10 protein-coding genes and 2 tRNA genes are annotated in these 16,668 nt (G+C 39.2%); 7 read left to right on the top strand and 5 right to left on the bottom strand.

What is annotated here, in order from left to right; translation table 11 throughout:
* Nucleotides 1-18: 18 nt before the first annotated feature.
* The 4 genes from fhuA to pyrC all read right to left on the bottom strand — a co-directional run bounded on the left by fhuA (nucleotide 19) and on the right by pyrC (nucleotide 4,095).
* Nucleotides 19-2,133, bottom strand: coding sequence for a TonB-dependent siderophore receptor (gene fhuA / locus F931_RS13215; protein WP_016141842.1), 2,115 nt, complete (start codon nucleotides 2,131-2,133; stop codon nucleotides 19-21).
* Nucleotides 2,134-2,319: 186 nt separating this feature from the next.
* A tRNA-Glu gene (locus tag F931_RS13210) sits at nucleotides 2,320-2,395 on the bottom strand.
* An 18-nt stretch (nucleotides 2,396-2,413) separates the two neighbouring features.
* A complete protein-coding gene (rnt, locus tag F931_RS13205; protein ID WP_016141841.1) occupies nucleotides 2,414-3,076 on the bottom strand; it encodes a ribonuclease T in 663 nt (220 codons plus the stop codon).
* The gene (pyrC, locus tag F931_RS13200) at nucleotides 3,061-4,095 is read right to left on the bottom strand and encodes a dihydroorotase (RefSeq protein ID WP_016141840.1); all 1,035 of its coding nucleotides are present in this window, start codon (nucleotides 4,093-4,095) and stop codon (nucleotides 3,061-3,063) included. Before pyrC ends, rnt begins: the two co-directional genes overlap by 16 nt.
* Before the next feature lie 149 nt (nucleotides 4,096-4,244).
* Between pyrC and F931_RS13195 the strand changes: the two genes are divergently transcribed.
* The gene (locus tag F931_RS13195) at nucleotides 4,245-5,507 is read left to right on the top strand and encodes a GGDEF domain-containing protein (RefSeq protein ID WP_016141839.1); all 1,263 of its coding nucleotides are present in this window, start codon (nucleotides 4,245-4,247) and stop codon (nucleotides 5,505-5,507) included.
* Nucleotides 5,508-5,568: 61 nt separating this feature from the next.
* On the opposite strand, the gene argG is transcribed toward F931_RS13195, so the two are convergent.
* Nucleotides 5,569-6,912, bottom strand: a complete 1,344-nt coding sequence (gene argG / locus F931_RS13190; protein WP_016141838.1) for an argininosuccinate synthase — start codon at nucleotides 6,910-6,912, stop codon at nucleotides 5,569-5,571.
* Nucleotides 6,913-7,357: 445 nt separating this feature from the next.
* On the opposite strand from argG, the gene F931_RS13185 reads away from it, so the two are divergent.
* The 6 genes from F931_RS13185 to F931_RS13160 all read left to right on the top strand — a co-directional run bounded on the left by F931_RS13185 (nucleotide 7,358) and on the right by F931_RS13160 (nucleotide 16,607).
* Nucleotides 7,358-9,388 (top strand): NADPH-dependent 2,4-dienoyl-CoA reductase, encoded by a 2,031-nt coding sequence (locus tag F931_RS13185; RefSeq protein WP_016141837.1) that lies wholly within the window; start codon nucleotides 7,358-7,360, stop codon nucleotides 9,386-9,388.
* Nucleotides 9,389-9,473: 85 nt separating this feature from the next.
* A tRNA-Ser gene (locus tag F931_RS13180) sits at nucleotides 9,474-9,563 on the top strand.
* Between the two features lie 441 nt (nucleotides 9,564-10,004).
* Nucleotides 10,005-10,883, top strand: a complete 879-nt coding sequence (gene plpA, locus F931_RS13175) for a MetQ/NlpA family ABC transporter substrate-binding protein (RefSeq protein ID WP_016141836.1) — start codon at nucleotides 10,005-10,007, stop codon at nucleotides 10,881-10,883.
* Between the two features lie 337 nt (nucleotides 10,884-11,220).
* The gene (locus F931_RS13170; protein WP_080649704.1) at nucleotides 11,221-11,961 is read left to right on the top strand and encodes a hypothetical protein; all 741 of its coding nucleotides are present in this window, start codon (nucleotides 11,221-11,223) and stop codon (nucleotides 11,959-11,961) included.
* Between the two features lie 581 nt (nucleotides 11,962-12,542).
* Complete coding sequence (locus F931_RS13165; RefSeq protein ID WP_016141834.1) at nucleotides 12,543-13,097, top strand: TetR/AcrR family transcriptional regulator; 555 nt, start codon at nucleotides 12,543-12,545, stop codon at nucleotides 13,095-13,097.
* 300 nt (nucleotides 13,098-13,397) lie between these two features.
* The gene (locus F931_RS13160; RefSeq protein ID WP_155237669.1) at nucleotides 13,398-16,607 is read left to right on the top strand and encodes a type VI secretion system Vgr family protein; all 3,210 of its coding nucleotides are present in this window, start codon (nucleotides 13,398-13,400) and stop codon (nucleotides 16,605-16,607) included.
* The last annotated feature ends 61 nt before the right edge of the window (nucleotides 16,608-16,668 follow it).

Below are 16,668 nucleotides of genomic sequence, written 5' to 3'. Positions count from 1 at the left end.
CTGAAATGGCGCATTTTTTTAGAATGTATAACTCATACCCAATTGAACCGTACGTGATTCACCCGGATAAGCATATAAATTAAAGGCACTTTCATCATAAACTTTATCAAAAATGTTCTTCACATCTAAGTTAAGACGAAGTTTCGGCGTCGCCTGATAATAAGAAACCAAATCTGTAACCGCATAACCTTTCATGGTGTAAGTACTATTAGCGGTTTGTCCTGCACGCTTATCAATATATTTTTGATTAATTCCTAGACCTAGGCCTTGTAAAGGACCATCCTGAAATTCATAGATATTTAAAAGATTAAAACTATTCTTTGGAATGTTGGCCAGTGCTGTTCCTTTTTTCAAAGTATTATCTTTGCTGACTTCTGCATCTGTATAGGCATATCCACCAATAATTTTCCAAGCTGGAGTGATTTGCCCTGCAATATTTAGCTCAATACCTTGGCTACGGACTTCACCAGCAGCAACTTTATAGGCTGAATCTACAGGATCGAGGGTTAAGACATTTTCTTTTTTTGCATAGAAAATAGCGGAGTCAACCGATAGCATATTGTCGAGTGCTTGCCATTTAAAGCCTAACTCGTAAGCCATGCCTTCTTCTGGGTCAAATCCCTCTCCATTACGGCTAGCCCCTGTATTTGGTTTAAACGATTTTGCAGCATTGCTATAGATTGAAAGATCATCACGGGCTTTAAAAACTAAACCTAAACGTGGAATAAATGCGTCATGACTGGTATTCCAGTTTGCAGTATTTGGTAATAGGTTTTTGTAATCATGTTCGTAGTGCTCAAAACGTAAACCCAGTAGCGCACTTAAACGCTCATTTAAATCGATTTGGTCTTGTGCAAAAACGGCAGTTGTTTTTAGATTTTCGCGGTCATGGGTCGTAATATTTTTAAGCTCGGGCAGAGGTTGGCCTAAAACTGGATCATAAATATTGATTGGATAGTTATTTGACTTAGGATCTGAACGAATAATATATGACTTATAATCATAATTTTCATATTCAAGCCCAGTCACTAAAGTATGAGCTAAACCTAAAAGTTGGAAATTACCTGTTAGATTAATTTGGGCATCGGTATCTTGCCATTTTAATTCACGATAGTTGTAATTTCGGTCTAAAGTTTCTCCATCGGCCTGTATGCCATTTGCCTCTACCGCATAGCCATATAATTTGCCATGTAGATATTGCACACCCGCATTAAGTTTCCAGTCATTTCCCAAGTCATGCTCAACTCGTAATTGAGTCATGTCATTATCATTGTAGAGTCGATTATTGTATTTACCTGTTTCCCATAAATAGGTTTCGGGGGAGTTGTTAAATGATTTCTGACCTGCATAGCGCGTATGCCCACGATCAAGTGGATGCTGATTTCGTAAGATATCTGCTTCAAAAGTAACTTTGGTTGCATCAGAAGCTTGCCATTGAATGACTGGAGCAATGCCATATCGTTTGGATTCGACATGATCACGATAACTATCACCGCCTTCTGCAATCACATTGAGGCGATAGCCGATGTTTTCTGCATTTGGAATAGTGCCTGTAGTGTCTATAGTAGTGCGATATAAACCTTCACTGCTAAGCTGGGCACCTAAAGTAGTTTGTTGCTCAGACTTCGGTGTTTTAGAAATTAGATTAAACGTACCACCTGGATCACCACGGCCATATAAGCTAGAAGAGGGACCACGTAAAACGTCTACACGTTCAATTGTATTACTATCAGGGGCATTTGGATAACCACGGTTAATCGGGAATCCATTACGGTAAAACTCACCGCTAGTGAAACCACGGAGATTAAACCCTGTTAAGCCTTGGCCACCAAAGTTATTAGCACGAGTAACGCCGCCAGCCAAATCAAGCGCTTCGATTAAACGTGTCGCACCAATATCTTCAATTACTTTTTGGGTCACTACGCTGACCGATTGTGGCGTATCTTTTAATGCGACTTCGCTACGTGTTGCGCTACTTGAGCTATCGACTTTATAGGCTTGGTCGGCAGCTTGTTGGGCTTTAATCTTAATCGTAGCAAGCGTCGTTGAGGAACCATTGGTTTCTGCGAAAGCACTTGAAATACAGCATAGTTGAGCGATGCTCAGGGAGAGAAGGCGAAGCTTAAGATCCATTTAAAACCTTGTTGATAATAAATATCAGTATAGAAATAAGAATTATTATATTGTAAATCTATGTAAAGGAAATACTGGATCGGTAATATATTTGCACAAGTGTATTTTATGGAGGAATACAGAAAATTAGAAATATAAACAGAACGTTTAAAAATAAAAGAAAAAAGAATCTTAAAAGAAAGTATATGGCGTCCCTACGGGGATTCGAACCCCGGTTACCGCCGTGAAAGGGCGATGTCCTAGGCCTCTAGACGATAGGGACGTTGAGGATGGCGGTATCTTAAGAAGCCGCCACCAAACTGTCAAGGAGGTAAGGTGACAGTTTGTTCAAAATATAGCAAAACAGTTCAGCAGTCTTCTGAGTATCGTACAAAGCAGAATGAGCTTCTTTACCGTCAAAATCAATTCCAGCTTGAATACAGGCTTTAGCAAGCACAGTTTGTCCAAACATTACAGCACTTAAAGTAACCGTATCCATCACTGAAAAGCTATGGAATGGGTTCTGATTTTTTGTGCTTGTACGTGCAATTGCTGCTTGTAAAAAACCAAGATCAAAATGCGCATTGTGACCAACTAGCACTGCATGGGTACAATGTTGCTGTTTACGGACTTCATTCACCGATTTAAAAATACGGCGTAATGCGGTGCGCTCATCTTCAGCCATTGCCATACGCATCGGATTGAATGGATCAATACCAATAAAGTCTAGCGAACGGCGGTCGAGATTAGCCCCTTCAAACGGGTTAATATGCGCATGAAATGCTGGACCAGGGACAAATTGTCCCTGAGCATCATACACAATTGGAATGCACGCAATTTCTAGCAATGCATCTGTCTGGGCATTAAAACCTGCCGTTTCAACGTCAACAACAACAGGTAAGAAGCCACGAAAACGTTGGCCAATGACCGGGACAGAGGTTTCTTGTGTCACACTTTTCTCCATTGCAGCGTTTTCCCGGCATGCAGCGGGATAATTTTTTGATCATCTAAATAATCAAAAGATTCTGGAACGAGGTTATCTTCTTTTACCAAAGTAATAGTAGAAGTATTACGTGGTAGACCGTAGAAGTCTGCACCAAAGTGGCTAGCAAAGCCTTCTAGGCGCTCTAATTTACCCACTTGATCAAATGCTTGAGCATAAAGTTCAATTGCATTAGGCGCACTATAACAGCCCGCACAGCCACACGCATTTTCTTTTGCATTTTGCGAGTGAGGTGCGCTATCTGTACCCAAGAAAAATTTAGGGTTACCACTAGTTGCAACTTCAAGCAAAGTGGTCTGGTGAGTTTGACGCTTTAAAATTGGTAAACAATAAAAATGCGGTTTAACACCACCCACCAACATATCATTACGGTTAAATAATAAATGTTGAGGCGTGATTGTTGCAGCGACATTGCGGTCTTGTTCTAAAACAAAGTGTGCAGCATCGCTTGTTGTGATGTGCTCAAGTACCACTTTAAGTTTTGGGAACTGTTTTAATAACGGTGATAAAACTTCATCTAAGAAGCGTTTTTCACGGTCAAAAATATCAACGTGGTTATGAGTCACTTCACCATGAAGTAATAACGGAACTTGGTGTTCTTCTAATTGCTCAATGACTGCATAAACTTTACGAATGTCACTTACACCGTTATCAGAGTTAGTGGTCGCGCCTGCTGGGTAAAGTTTAATAGCATTTACATGTCCAGACTCTTTAATTTTACGAACTTCGTCTGGTGAGGTGAAATCAGTAAAATAAAGCACCATACGCGGGTCAAAATGAAGACCTTCTGGAACATGAGCAAGAATACGTTCACGGTAAGCCAATGCTTCTTCCACAGTTTTTACAGGTGGAACAAGGTTTGGCATACAGATCGCACGAGCAAATTGTTTGGCCAAATCAGGTACAGTACGTTTTAATGCTAAACCATCACGTAAATGTGCATGCCAATCATCTGGCTGGAGCAGGGTAATAGAGTCCAAGGCAGTTCAAACTTCGAAATAAAACAAATGATAATCGATAAAGTGTGAAAATGGTAACGAGAATTACGGACAAATGGCAAAATAAAGCGCCAGACGCATTAAAAAATAATGTTATATTTTGTTAATGTGTAAGAAGCAGGAATCAAGTAGTGGCGAATAGGGGAAATGTACATGAATTACTCAAAGCAAAAGAAGAAATAGAATATTTAGTAACTCTACATACCCATCGTTATGCCAATACGCCTTTGCCACATCAATTAGAAAAAAAATTCTGGTGCCTAAACCTTGAGCGAACTAAACAAAATATCTCAAAATTTTTAGCAAGTGGCATTTTAACCTACCTTATTTTTATTTTACTGGCTTTACCGACTGACTACTTGGTAATCGGGGTGCCTAATATTACTTGGGACTTCATTTATTGCTTACTAAGTGCAATTAATATTGCTTGTGCGCTACTATTATTTTGGGTTTTTGCAAAGTTTAAAGGCCTCAGTGAATATTTTTATATCGCTGCCTGTGGCATTGTATTTTTGACCATTATTATCAATGCAATGCTGCTGCTTAGCGTAGAAAATGTCGCCCTTAAAAACCAGTCAATGTTGCTACTTTCTTTTTTATATATGCTAGGTTTTATCCTAAGCGGTATAAAGCCTTTACATATGCTCTATGTGGGGTTGATCGCAGCAATTTGTGTTTTTTCTCTACTGATTTTATTGCAAGCAAATTGTGATTATATTGCTTTGGGAAGAGCGCTGTTTGGAAGCTGTATTTTAGGTTTTTCAATTAGCACGATGCTCACCTCTAGAGAAAGAAGCCTTTTTTTAAATAACCAGCTTGCTGAACTTAATGAACAGATTTTAAGAATTGAGGCATCTGAATTGCTTCATTTAAGCCAGCAGGATGCACTGACCAACATCTCAAATCGACGTACTTTTGATGAGATGTTCGACTTTTTTTACTATCGTGCAAAGCAAGAAAAGCGTCCATTGGCTGTTTTATTTATTGATATCGATTTTTTTAAAAATTATAACGATTTTTATGGCCACCAAATGGGGGATAAAGTCATCTCATCTATTGCCGCTGCAATTAAAAATTCGATTCGGCATGTCGATTTTGTTGCTCGTTATGGTGGAGAAGAGTTTGTGGTGCTGTTACCGAAAACACCAGCTCAAGGCGCCTATGCTGTCGCTGCAAATATTTATAAAGCGATTGAGCGACAAGCGATTCCTCATGCAGCATCTTTAGTCTCTAAGCATGTCACGATTAGTTTAGGTTTTACTGTTTATACAGAAGGTTTTAAAGTAAATCAGGAAAAATTAATCCACGCTGCGGATCAAGCTTTATATCGAGCTAAGCAACTTGGACGCAACCAGATTTATTATCAACCCTTGGAAGTATCAGAACTTGTTTAAGCGCAAATATTTGAAATAAAAAAGCCACCCTTGTCGGTGGCCTTTTTATTAAGTAAGAAAATTATTTTTTCTTGCTATCAAGTTGTGGTACAGCAGAACCTTGACCGATTGAAAGTAAACCAGCATCTGTATAGATACCAAGTTTTGCACGTGTATCGGTAATGTCGAGGTTACGCATAGTCAACTGACCAATACGGTCCATAGGCGAGAACATTGAATCGCCTTTTTCCATTGTTAAACGTTCAGCTTCGTACGTTAAGTTTGGAGATTCAGTGTTCATGATGGTGTAGTCATTACCACGACGAAGTTCAAGAGTCACTTCACCTGTAACAGCTTTAGCAACCCAACGCTGCGCAGTTTCACGTAACATAAGCGCTTGAGAGTCGAACCAGCGACCTTGGTAAAGCAGACGACCTAAACGTAAACCGTTAATACGGTATTGTTCGATCGTGTCTTCATTATGAATACCAGTAACCAAACGCTCGTAAGCAATATGAAGAAGGGCCATACCCGGTGCTTCATAAATACCGCGAGATTTCGCTTCGATAATACGGTTTTCGATTTGGTCAGACATACCTAAACCATGACGGCCACCAATACGGTTTGCTTCAAGAATAAGCTCAACCGGACTGTCAAAAGTTTGACCGTTTAATGCAACAGGTACACCTTCTTCAAAACGTACAGTCACTTCTTCTGGAGTAATTTCAACTTCATCTTTCCAGAAAGCAACGCCCATAATTGGGTCAACAATTTTGATACCAGCGTTTAGGTATTCAAGATCTTTTGCTTCGTGAGTTGCGCCTAACATGTTTGAGTCAGTTGAGTACGCTTTTTCTTTTGACATTTTATAGTCAAAACCATTGTCGATCAGGAACTGTGACATTTCAGCACGGCCACCGAGTTCATCGATGAAGTTTTGATCTAACCAAGGCTTGTAAATTTTAAGATTTGGGTTGGTCAACAAACCATAACGATAGAAACGTTCAATATCGTTACCTTTATAAGTTGAACCGTCACCCCAGATGTTTACGTCATCTTCTTTCATTGCAGTAACTAACATAGTACCTGTTACTGCACGACCGAGAGGAGTCGTATTGAAATATGGAACGCCACCTGTGCTGATATGGAATGCACCACACTGAATCGCAGCAATACCTTCAAGCGCAAGTTGTAAGCGGCAGTCAATTAAGCGAGCTTTTACAGCGCCGTATTGTTCTGCTTTCTTTGGAATTGCATCGTAGTCATCTTCATCTGGCTGGCCTAAGTTCGCAGTATATGCATAAGGCTCAGCGCCTTTTTGTTTCATCCACAATAAAGCTGCTGAAGTGTCTAAGCCTCCGGAGAAGGCAATCCCAACTTTTTTGCCTACTGGTACATGCTGCAAGATCGTTGCATTATCAGTCATTGCTAGTCCTAACTATTTCGAAATAGGCACCCTAATACTTCGGTGACCAAGAGAATTTATTCGCTCAGTACTATATCACTTTTCAAATCGATTTTTTTTCTGTTAGGAAAGGAATTCTTTTTTTTTCATTTGAAAAATAGATTAATATTGGAAAAATATAAAGTTTTACGATTAGTATGACAATTTAGAAGAAATTCTATAAAAGGAAAAAATATAAATATGTTTCCTGTAGGAACTGTGATTGCTGTCGTGATGCTATTTTTTTCTTTATTTAAATGGGAAAAAGCTTCAACGTTTCAATTGCCCATAAAAAATTAAATGAAGGGTCACAAGCTCGAATAATTGACAATTTCAACACGTAAAAAAATACGTGTGGTCATCCTAACATTTCAAAAAAGTATTAAAGTAGTATGCAACAAGTTGCAAAAAATTATTGGGACGCAGCATGACAAGTTACGCCAATTTATTAAAACCATTACATTTAGGCTTTACCACCATTAAAAACCGTGTGGTGATGGGATCCATGCATACGGGGCTTGAAGACCGTTTTTACAATTACCCAAAACTGGCAGCTTATTTTGAAGAGCGTGCAAAAGGTGGGGTTGGCCTGATTGTGACCGGAGGGATTTCTCCAAACCGTCAAGGTTGGCTACTACCCATGGGTGGAACCATGAATGGTTTAACCGATATTCCGCAGCACCGTTTAGTTACACATGCTGTGCATAAGCATGGTTCAAAAATTTTAATGCAAATTTTGCATGCTGGCCGTTATGGTTATCAACCTTTTGCAGTGTCTTCTAGTCCGATCAAATCGCCAATTTCACCATTTAAACCGCGTCAGCTTTCTGAAAAAAATATTTTAAGTACGATTGATGACTATGCACATTGTGCTGACATTGCCAAAAAAGCAGGCTATGACGGCGTTGAAATTATGGGCTCGGAAGGTTATCTCATTAACCAGTTTTTAAGCAGCCATGTGAACCAGCGTACTGACCGTTGGGGTGGTGATATTGAAAACCGTATGCGCTTTCCGGTCGAAGTCGTCAAGGCGATTCGTGCCAAAGTCGGTGAAAAATTTATTATCTGTTTCCGTTTGTCGTTGCTCGATTTAGTTCATGACGGCAACACTATGCAAGAGGTGGTGACTGTTGCAAAAGCTTTAGAAAAAGCGGGTGTCACTTTATTAAATACCGGCATTGGTTGGCATGAAGCTCGTGTTCCGACCATTGTAACCTCTGTGCCTCGTGCAGCTTTTGTCGATTACACGGCTCATGTAAAACAGCATATTTCTATACCGATTATTGCATCAAACCGAATTAACATGCCTGAAACTGCCGAAGAAATTTTGGCAACTGGCAAAGCGGATATGGTTCAAATGGCACGTCCTTTATTGGCCGATGCATTTTGGGTAAATAAAACTGCGACTAACCGCGTTGATGAAATTAATACCTGTATTGCCTGTAACCAAGCTTGTTTAGACCATGCTTTTAAAAATAAGCGTGTGTCATGTTTAGTGAATCCGCGTGCAGGGCATGAAACGGAACTGGTCTATTTAAAAACCAAACAGCCTAAGCGTATAGCTGTTGTAGGTGGCGGTGTAGCGGGAATGTCGGCAGCAACCGTTGCGGCAAGCCGTGGTCATGCGGTTACTTTATTTGAAGCAACGGCGGAAGTAGGTGGGCAATTTAACTTTGCCAAGGTCGTACCGGGCAAAGAAGAATTCCACGAAACGATTCGCTACTTTAAAGTCCAACTCGAAAAAACTGGGGTGGATGTACGTTTAAATACTCGCGTGAACCGTGAGCAGCTTGAACGTGAAGGTTTTGATGAAGTGATTGTTGCAACGGGTGTAATTCCTCGTGCATTAAAAATTGAAGGAAGTAATGCACCACAAGTCCTTTCCTATGCTCAAGTTCTAAAAGGAGCAGAAGTTGGACAAAAAGTTGCAGTGATTGGTGCGGGTGGTATTGGTTTTGATGTGTCTGAGTTTTTACTTAAACCACCACATCAACCACAGCCTCAACCTTTAGCCGAGTGGCAACGTGAATGGGGTGTGGACCCAGATCCAAACTATGTTTCTGAAGGGGGGATGCAGCCGCCAGTGGTTGAACCAGCAATCCGTGAAATTTATTTATTGCAGCGTAAAACAACACCACTCGGTATTGGCCTTGGCAAAACTTCAGGTTGGGTCCATCGCGCACAGCTTAAAAAGCATGGTGTCCGTATGTTACGTGGTGTGCAATATAAAGCAGTCACCGACGAAGGGCTTTGGATTGAGCATAATGGTCAAGACCAGCTTTTACGTGTAGACACGGTAGTGGTGTGTGCAGGGCAAGAGTCGGTAAAAAACTTGATGCCAAAAGAAGGGGAGTCGACGATCGCGAACTACCATATTATTGGTGGTGCAAAGCTCGCAGCAGAGTTAGATGCGAAGCGTGCGATCAAAGAAGGAGCAGAATTGGCTGCCCAACTGTAAAATTGATGAAACAATATGCACTTGAACACAAAGCGGTGATTTTTTTCTTGAATAAAATGAATAAGCTTTGTATTCTTACGCACATGGAAGCGTGGCAGAGTGGTTTAATGCACCGGTCTTGAAAACCGACGAGGGTGTGAGTCCTCCGTGAGTTCGAATCTCACCGCTTCCGCCAAATTCAAAAAGCCCCTGTGAAAACAGGGGCTTTTTTTATGCCTAAAATAAAAATTACAACGCTATATAGCTTAAATATTGCTAATAAATGCCGAAAATTTCATATAAATCAATCGAGTGTATATTTTAATCAAAATTGCTATCTTTATATAATATATTTTATGTTTTCAATATCTTAGCAATAGCAGGTCTATATATCAGAATCGAACAAGTTATTTGTAGAATATTCATTTATTGATATATGATGAGGCCATATTTAGAAACTGATTCAAAACATAATTCTATTGTTCAGCGAGTAAGTTCAAGGAAGGAATAATGCTGAATTCAGTCTTCTAAGCCCTATATCTGGATATTATTTCCACCCAAAAATTGCATTTGACCCAATGGTTGGTAATGTCTCACTCTTTCGTAGAGTAGGCATTTCCTAGTTTAGGATATATCTATGAAAAAATTATTTAGTGTCCTGTTCAGCGCATCTGTACTCACACTGTCTGCATGTAACAAACAACCTGCACAAACTGAAAATACAGCTTCAGCTAAAGACAAAACTGAATCAGTACGCACAATTAAATTGGTTTCAACAGGTTCAGATACTGACGTATGGAAATACGTTGCAACGCTTCCTGAAACTGCTCAAGCTGGCATTAAACTTGAAGTGACCAACTTGACTGACTACGTTGTGCTTAACACATCTGTAGCAAGTGGCGAACAAGACGTAAATGCGTTCCAATCATTCAACTATTTGGCAGCTTATAATTCTTCAAATACTGCTAAAGTTGCGGCTGTTGCGACAACTTACTTAGAGCCAATGGGTATTTATGCAAATAAAGTTAAATCTGTTGAAGAATTCCCACAAGGCGCGACCATCGCGATTCCAAACGATACTGCCAACGAAGCGCGTGCTTTAACATTATTACAGTCTGCTAAGCTGATTAAACTTAAACCGAATTTTGACCCTGTAAAAGGAACAACAAACGACATCGCTGAAAATCCTAAGAATTTGAAATTAAAACCAATTCAAATGACTACGGCAGTTCGTGTTAAAAACGATGTAGATGCGATTGTACTCGGTAATACATTGGCGCTTGAAGGCGGCTTAAATGTAATGAAAGATGCGATCTTCCGTGAGCCTATTGATCAGTCTACTAAGCTTTATGTGAACTTATTGGGTGTTGCTGAAGCAAACAAAAATGACCCAATCTATACGAAACTTGGTGAGCTTTACCACTTACCTAAAGTTCAAAAGTTTGTGAGTGAAAAATTCGGTGGCACTAAAGTTGAAGTGAACAAACCTGTTTCTGAATTCACAGACATTAAATAAGTAATTTTTCAATTTAAAAATTATTTTTAAAGGCTAAGTCACCGTAATTGTGGCTTAGCTTTTTTATTTAGATTAGCGTTATGGGATTCGTTTAATTTTTATACTTTATATCAGGCCAATCATATTAAATTCAGAAAAGATGTATATTTTTAAAAAATCATAAGTAAAAATGGAAGCAACTATTCTTGTTTTGTCATGTAAGTACTAAATAGCAATGCCTATTTTTTAATATACATATATATAATTTTCTTAGCGGTCCACCTTAGAAAAATATGAAGTTAAAGATTTAAAAATTATGATACCAGTACAGCCATTCACTTTTTTCGCAATTTTTCTATTGTTTATTACTCCATTAATTGGTGTTGTTCTAACACTAGGCTTGTTGGTGAAAGTAATTCTCTTTTGGCGAAATAAGGCTCAAAATCCTGTAAGGTTTTTTTCTCGAAAGATATTATTCATTACGCTGTTGGCATTGATATGTGATCTGTGGGCAGGTTATCTATTTTATATGACTGCATCGGTAGGGTATGAGTTTGCACTTGAAGAGCATTATAAAGAAAGTCGTAGTCATTTCATTTTATCTCAAGATGCGCAATACGGAGAACTGTTGATTCCTAAAGGAAGCTTAATCAGTCGTTATGATGCTTTTGACAACGGTGAGCCACAAGTACCCTTTAGTTTACGGGGATTACAGGCTGTACGTTTCCCTCATCCTGTAAAAGTCGCAGGAATGTGGGTAACCGCGATGGAGCCTCCTCGAATGGAATTGGCGTGGGATCAGCAAATAGGTCCAGTTATGCGCTTTGACCCTAATGAGGAAAATGGTTACGGTAAATGGGTTTACGACACAAAGCATCCTACTATCGCTTGTTCTCGTGGGGACGTCGTGTTATTTGAAATTCCAGTCATTCATTATGATATTGCAAAAGAATTTGGTAAACCTGAACCCGATGGAGCTAATGCGCGTTTTCGGCCGAGTGAGTGGGGTGTGCAAAAATGTGAAAAAGGTCAGGAGCCAATTAAAGTTAGCCCAGCATATACTGGAGCTAAGCCAAAAAAACCTTGGTTTCAACTCTAATGATTTCCCTTTATAAACCCCAATTTAACAATAACTCATTCATTATTTATCCTTACTTTTTAATGATCTATTTTAAAGCAAATGTCATTGTGTGTGCTTGACTGTAAAAGGGTAGAGCACTATTCTTTGCCTGCTGGCCACATTGCCAGTCGGTTTTAGCAGACCGTTCCGAAAAGCATTAAAAGAGCAATCTTTTAGTGACGAACCCTCGTGCCCCCTCTGCGGCGGAACGGGAGGGGGACACCTTCGGGTGTGCTGGGTTTTTTCGGCCAGTCTGCTAACCCCCTTTCGTTCTGCCACCATAATTTTAATGACTTGGCAGAACTCCCAATAAAAAGGAGTTGGCTTTGCACATTCATTATTTCTTGGCAGCCTTTGCCAAAGTCTATATCGACACAACTTAAACGTTAAAGCAGTTTGATTACCTAAAGGTTTTCAGGCTTTAAATCGTCACGATTAAAACTTAGCAACAATAAAACTTGAGATGTGCCAAGCACAGTCTTTATAGGCTTTGCTATGCCTTTTTTCTCCCAAAAAAGTATCTCACCTACAACAAGAACTTATTTTAAAACGGTAAAAATATGCCTCATTCAGATCTTCCATTTCGTGCTTTAAGTGTGCTTCACACATCCCGATATCTTTTTAATAACTACGGTTTTCATAAAGTCGGAGTAGACCGCATTCTTGAATCTTCAAAAACTTCAAAAGCAACTTTTTATAATTACTTTCATTCAAAAGAACGACTTATTGAAATGAGCCTAACCTTTCAAAAAGATGGGCTTAAACATGAGGTGCTTTCAATTATCTATGTTCAAAAAGATTTAACGCTGTTTGAAAAGCTTCGCAAGATTTACTATTTACATGCCGACTTAGACGGACTCTATCATTTGCCATTTAAAGCTATTTTCGAGATAGCGAAAACGTATCCAAAGGCCTATCAGGTTATAATTGAATATCGAAACTGGCTGATTAATGAAATCTATCAATTGCTTTTAGCGAGTTATACAAATGCCTCAAAACAAGAGGCGCATATGTTTTTGTTTGTAATTGATGGGGCCATGGTTCAGCTTTTAGACCCAAACAAACCCGATGAAAGAGAGCGGTTATTGGAATATTTTCTGATGTCTTTGGGGTAAATGAAGTGAGAAGAGAAGTAAGTTATTGTCACTACATTGATTATAGCAATAGTGTTTTCTATATCAATAATTAGTGATTTTTATTAATAATTAAAGAAGCTACTTTAATTAGTACAATTTTTTAGAGAATTAAAATTTATTTTTCTATTTATTGTGAGATGTTTTTTTGTAAGCTTTTGATTTTAAATTTTTATTATATAGGGTTTTATATTGTCGACTAAAATAGGATAGTTTTAAAAATAGACAAATCTGTCTATTTTTTATAAAATATTGATGTTTATAACTCAGATTTATAAAAAAGTGATGTTTAATAATATCTTTCAAATTTTAGAGAATTTTGGTTTTCTTTCAAAACATCGTTCGGTATACCTTCAATTTTCAGATGCATCCCTGAATAGTCAGGTTTTTCTACAACGTATAGATGGGCAACATCATCTTAATCAGGGCGTGACAGCAGAGCTGATTTGTTTATCAACCAATGCTCACATTGCGCTCAAACAATTTATAGGTGTACAGATTGCTGTTGATCAGGTGACAGATCAAGGACAATTATTTCGAACTACGGGTATTATTACGGGAGCATCGCAGGGGCAAAGTGATGGTGCTTTAACTTTATATAAGCTCACCATAAATGATCCAACTTATCTCTGGCATAAACGCAGAAATAGTCGTGTGTTTATGAACAAGAGTGTAAAAGAAATTAGTGAAATTTTGTTTAAAGAATGGCAAGGGAAAAGTCCATTATTTACTTCTAGCCTTACACTAGATTTGAGTGGTTTAAAACAACAATATGATACTCGTCCTTTCGTTATGCAGTTGAACGAAAGTGACTATGATTTTTTAACACGATTATGGCGTAGTGAAGGCATTAACTGGCTGATTGATGAAGCAGAGCTTACTGTACAGAGCAATACAGATCATATTCATGCACAAAAGCTACGTCTCATTGATGATAATAGCCAATATCAAGCGCTAACAAGAAGAACAATCCGTTACCATCGAAGTCATGCAACTGAACAATTTGACAGTATGACCAGTCTGATCGCTGGACGTCGTTTGCAGCCGACTTCTGTTTTTGTGCAGCGTTGGCAGTCAGATGTACTACAACAAACCGATGGGGCAGGCAGTGTACAAAGTACACATCAGCATAGTGCCAACTATGACAACCAAAGTTTAAGTCTAGAAGATGCATGGCATTTTAGTCCAGCATGGATGCAGGATTTAAACGGTGAAGATGGGGCTACCTCAGCTAGTGGCCAACAACTAGAAAAGTTCAATCAGAACCTCAGCGCTTACCATGATGCCCAATCTAAGCAGTTTATTGCTCAAACCACGGTACGGGATACCCAAGTCGGATATTGGTTTGAACTTAATGAACATCCAGAAATTGATCTGCATAGTGGAGCAGACAAAGAGTTCTTAATTATTGGTAAGAGTTATTACAATCAAAACAATTTACCCAAAGATTTAAATCAGCAAATTCAAGCTTTGGTTCAAAAAAGCGATTGGCAGTTGGATAATACAGAAGAACGTCAAGGTAATGAGCTGATTTTACAACGTCGTCAAATTAAGATAGTACCAGAATACCAGCCATTACAAGATCGACCAAAAGCTTCTGTACAACGTGCCAGAGTGGTAGGACCAGAAGGAGAAGAAATTTATGTTGATCAATGGGGGCGTATTAAGGTTCGCTTCTTGTTTACCAGAAATGATGACCACAGCCACGATGGTGGAGCTGGAAGTAATGACAATGACACCGATTCGGCTTGGGTCGATGTTTTAACTCCGTGGGCTGGAAAAGGCTATGGTGCAAGATTTTTACCACGTGTAGGAGAAATCGTTGTTATTAATTTCTTTGATGGTAATGTCGATCGCCCATTTGTGGTAGGCCGTATTCATGAGGCTGAACGTTATCCAACCCAATTTGATCAGAAAGGGCAATTACCCGATACCAAAAAGCTTAGTGGTATTCGTTCAGAAGAGGTGGGTGGAAAAGGCTTTAACCAGTTACGTCTTGATGATACAACTGGGCAAATTAGTGCGCAACTCCAAAGTAGCCATGCTGCAAGTCAGTTAAATCTTGGTAATTTGAGCCAGCCGAAAGACAAAGCTGAGAGTGAGGGTCGTGGTGAAGGTTTTGAACTCAGAACGGACCAATGGGGTTCTGTTCGAGCTGGAAGTGGTTTACTCATCACTACTCATAAACAGGATCAAGCCCAAGGCGCACATTTAGACGCAGCCGATGCCAAGCAACAAATAGAAGGCGGCTTAAATAATGCTAAGGCACTTAGTGAGGTGGCTAAAAATCAGCAAACTGATCCACTGGAAATACTTGAAAACCTAAAAACTTTTTTAGAGCAAATTGAACAGCAAGATAAAGACAAAGCAGCTGTATTTAAGCAAGCTATTATGGTGTTGAGTGCACCAAATAGCATGGCTATAGCGAGTAACGAGGATATACATCTAAGTGCAGATGGCCAATTAAGCCAAAGTGCCGGAGATAGTATTAATTTAAGCACTCAAAAGAACATAATCGCACACGCACAAAATAAGATCAGTCTTTTTGCAGCCCAACAGGGAGCTAGGCTTTATGCGGGTAAAGGTAAAGTTGAGATACAAGCCCAAGCTGACGGAGCAGACTTAATTGCACGTAAAGGCGTTCAGATTATTTCTACAGAAGATCGAATTGAAATTACTGCCTCTAAAGAAATTGTTATTACGGCGGGCGGATCTCAAATCAAGATTAATGGCTCGGGAATTTTCCCTGTCACAGGCGGAAAGTTTGAAGTGAAGGCTGGGCAGCATTTATTTACTTCGGGAGCAAGTGCGAGTGCAAACAGTCCTCAGTTACCTAAAGCTAAACCTATGCAGGGAGCATTAGAGCTACTGCGGAGTTATGGTGGGGATAACTTCTTCAAGCAAAATAGCTATAAGGTCATTGATTCATTAGGTAAGCAAATTACAGGAAAACTCGATGGAAATGGCTTCGCACAAGTAACAGGCATTGCACCCGGACCAGCTAAAGTGGTTTTTGAGAAGGATAATACAAGTGCATGGCTGCAAAGCAGTGATTTTAATCGTAAATACACTTGGGCTGAACCAGTCAAAAGTGTTCAAGGATTAATGAAAAACGCCCTAGAGGCAATGGGGCAAAATACAATGTCTCAGTTGCAAAATAATCTTCTTTCAACGAATAAAAATAGTTTCAAAAACTTGGGCAGGAATACTTTAGATAATTTAGCTGGGCAAACAGTAGGCCAGATTAAAAATCAGGTAACTAATAACGTCCTCAATACTGTTTCAAAAAAACTTAATCTTAATTTATCTGCTGATCAAATGAAAAGCCTTGGTCAAATGGCGGTAAATCCAAGTCAGTCTATTGGAATGCTTAAAGAGCAGGGCGAAGGTTTTTTAAGTAATCAAATGACTGCAAAATTATCTAAGACCACAAATCAGGATTCATCTATTCAGCAGGGTGATTTAGATACGTTTGTGCGATCAAAAAAGTAGGTTGGATGAATAGAGCGATTCAACATAGAAAAATATTGCTGTAATTGAATGAATTAAAGGT

It is taken from the genome of Acinetobacter pittii ANC 4050, assembly GCF_000399685.1.
Lineage (GTDB): Bacteria > Pseudomonadota > Gammaproteobacteria > Pseudomonadales > Moraxellaceae > Acinetobacter > Acinetobacter pittii_E.
This window is presented reverse-complemented; position numbering and strand designations above follow the sequence as displayed.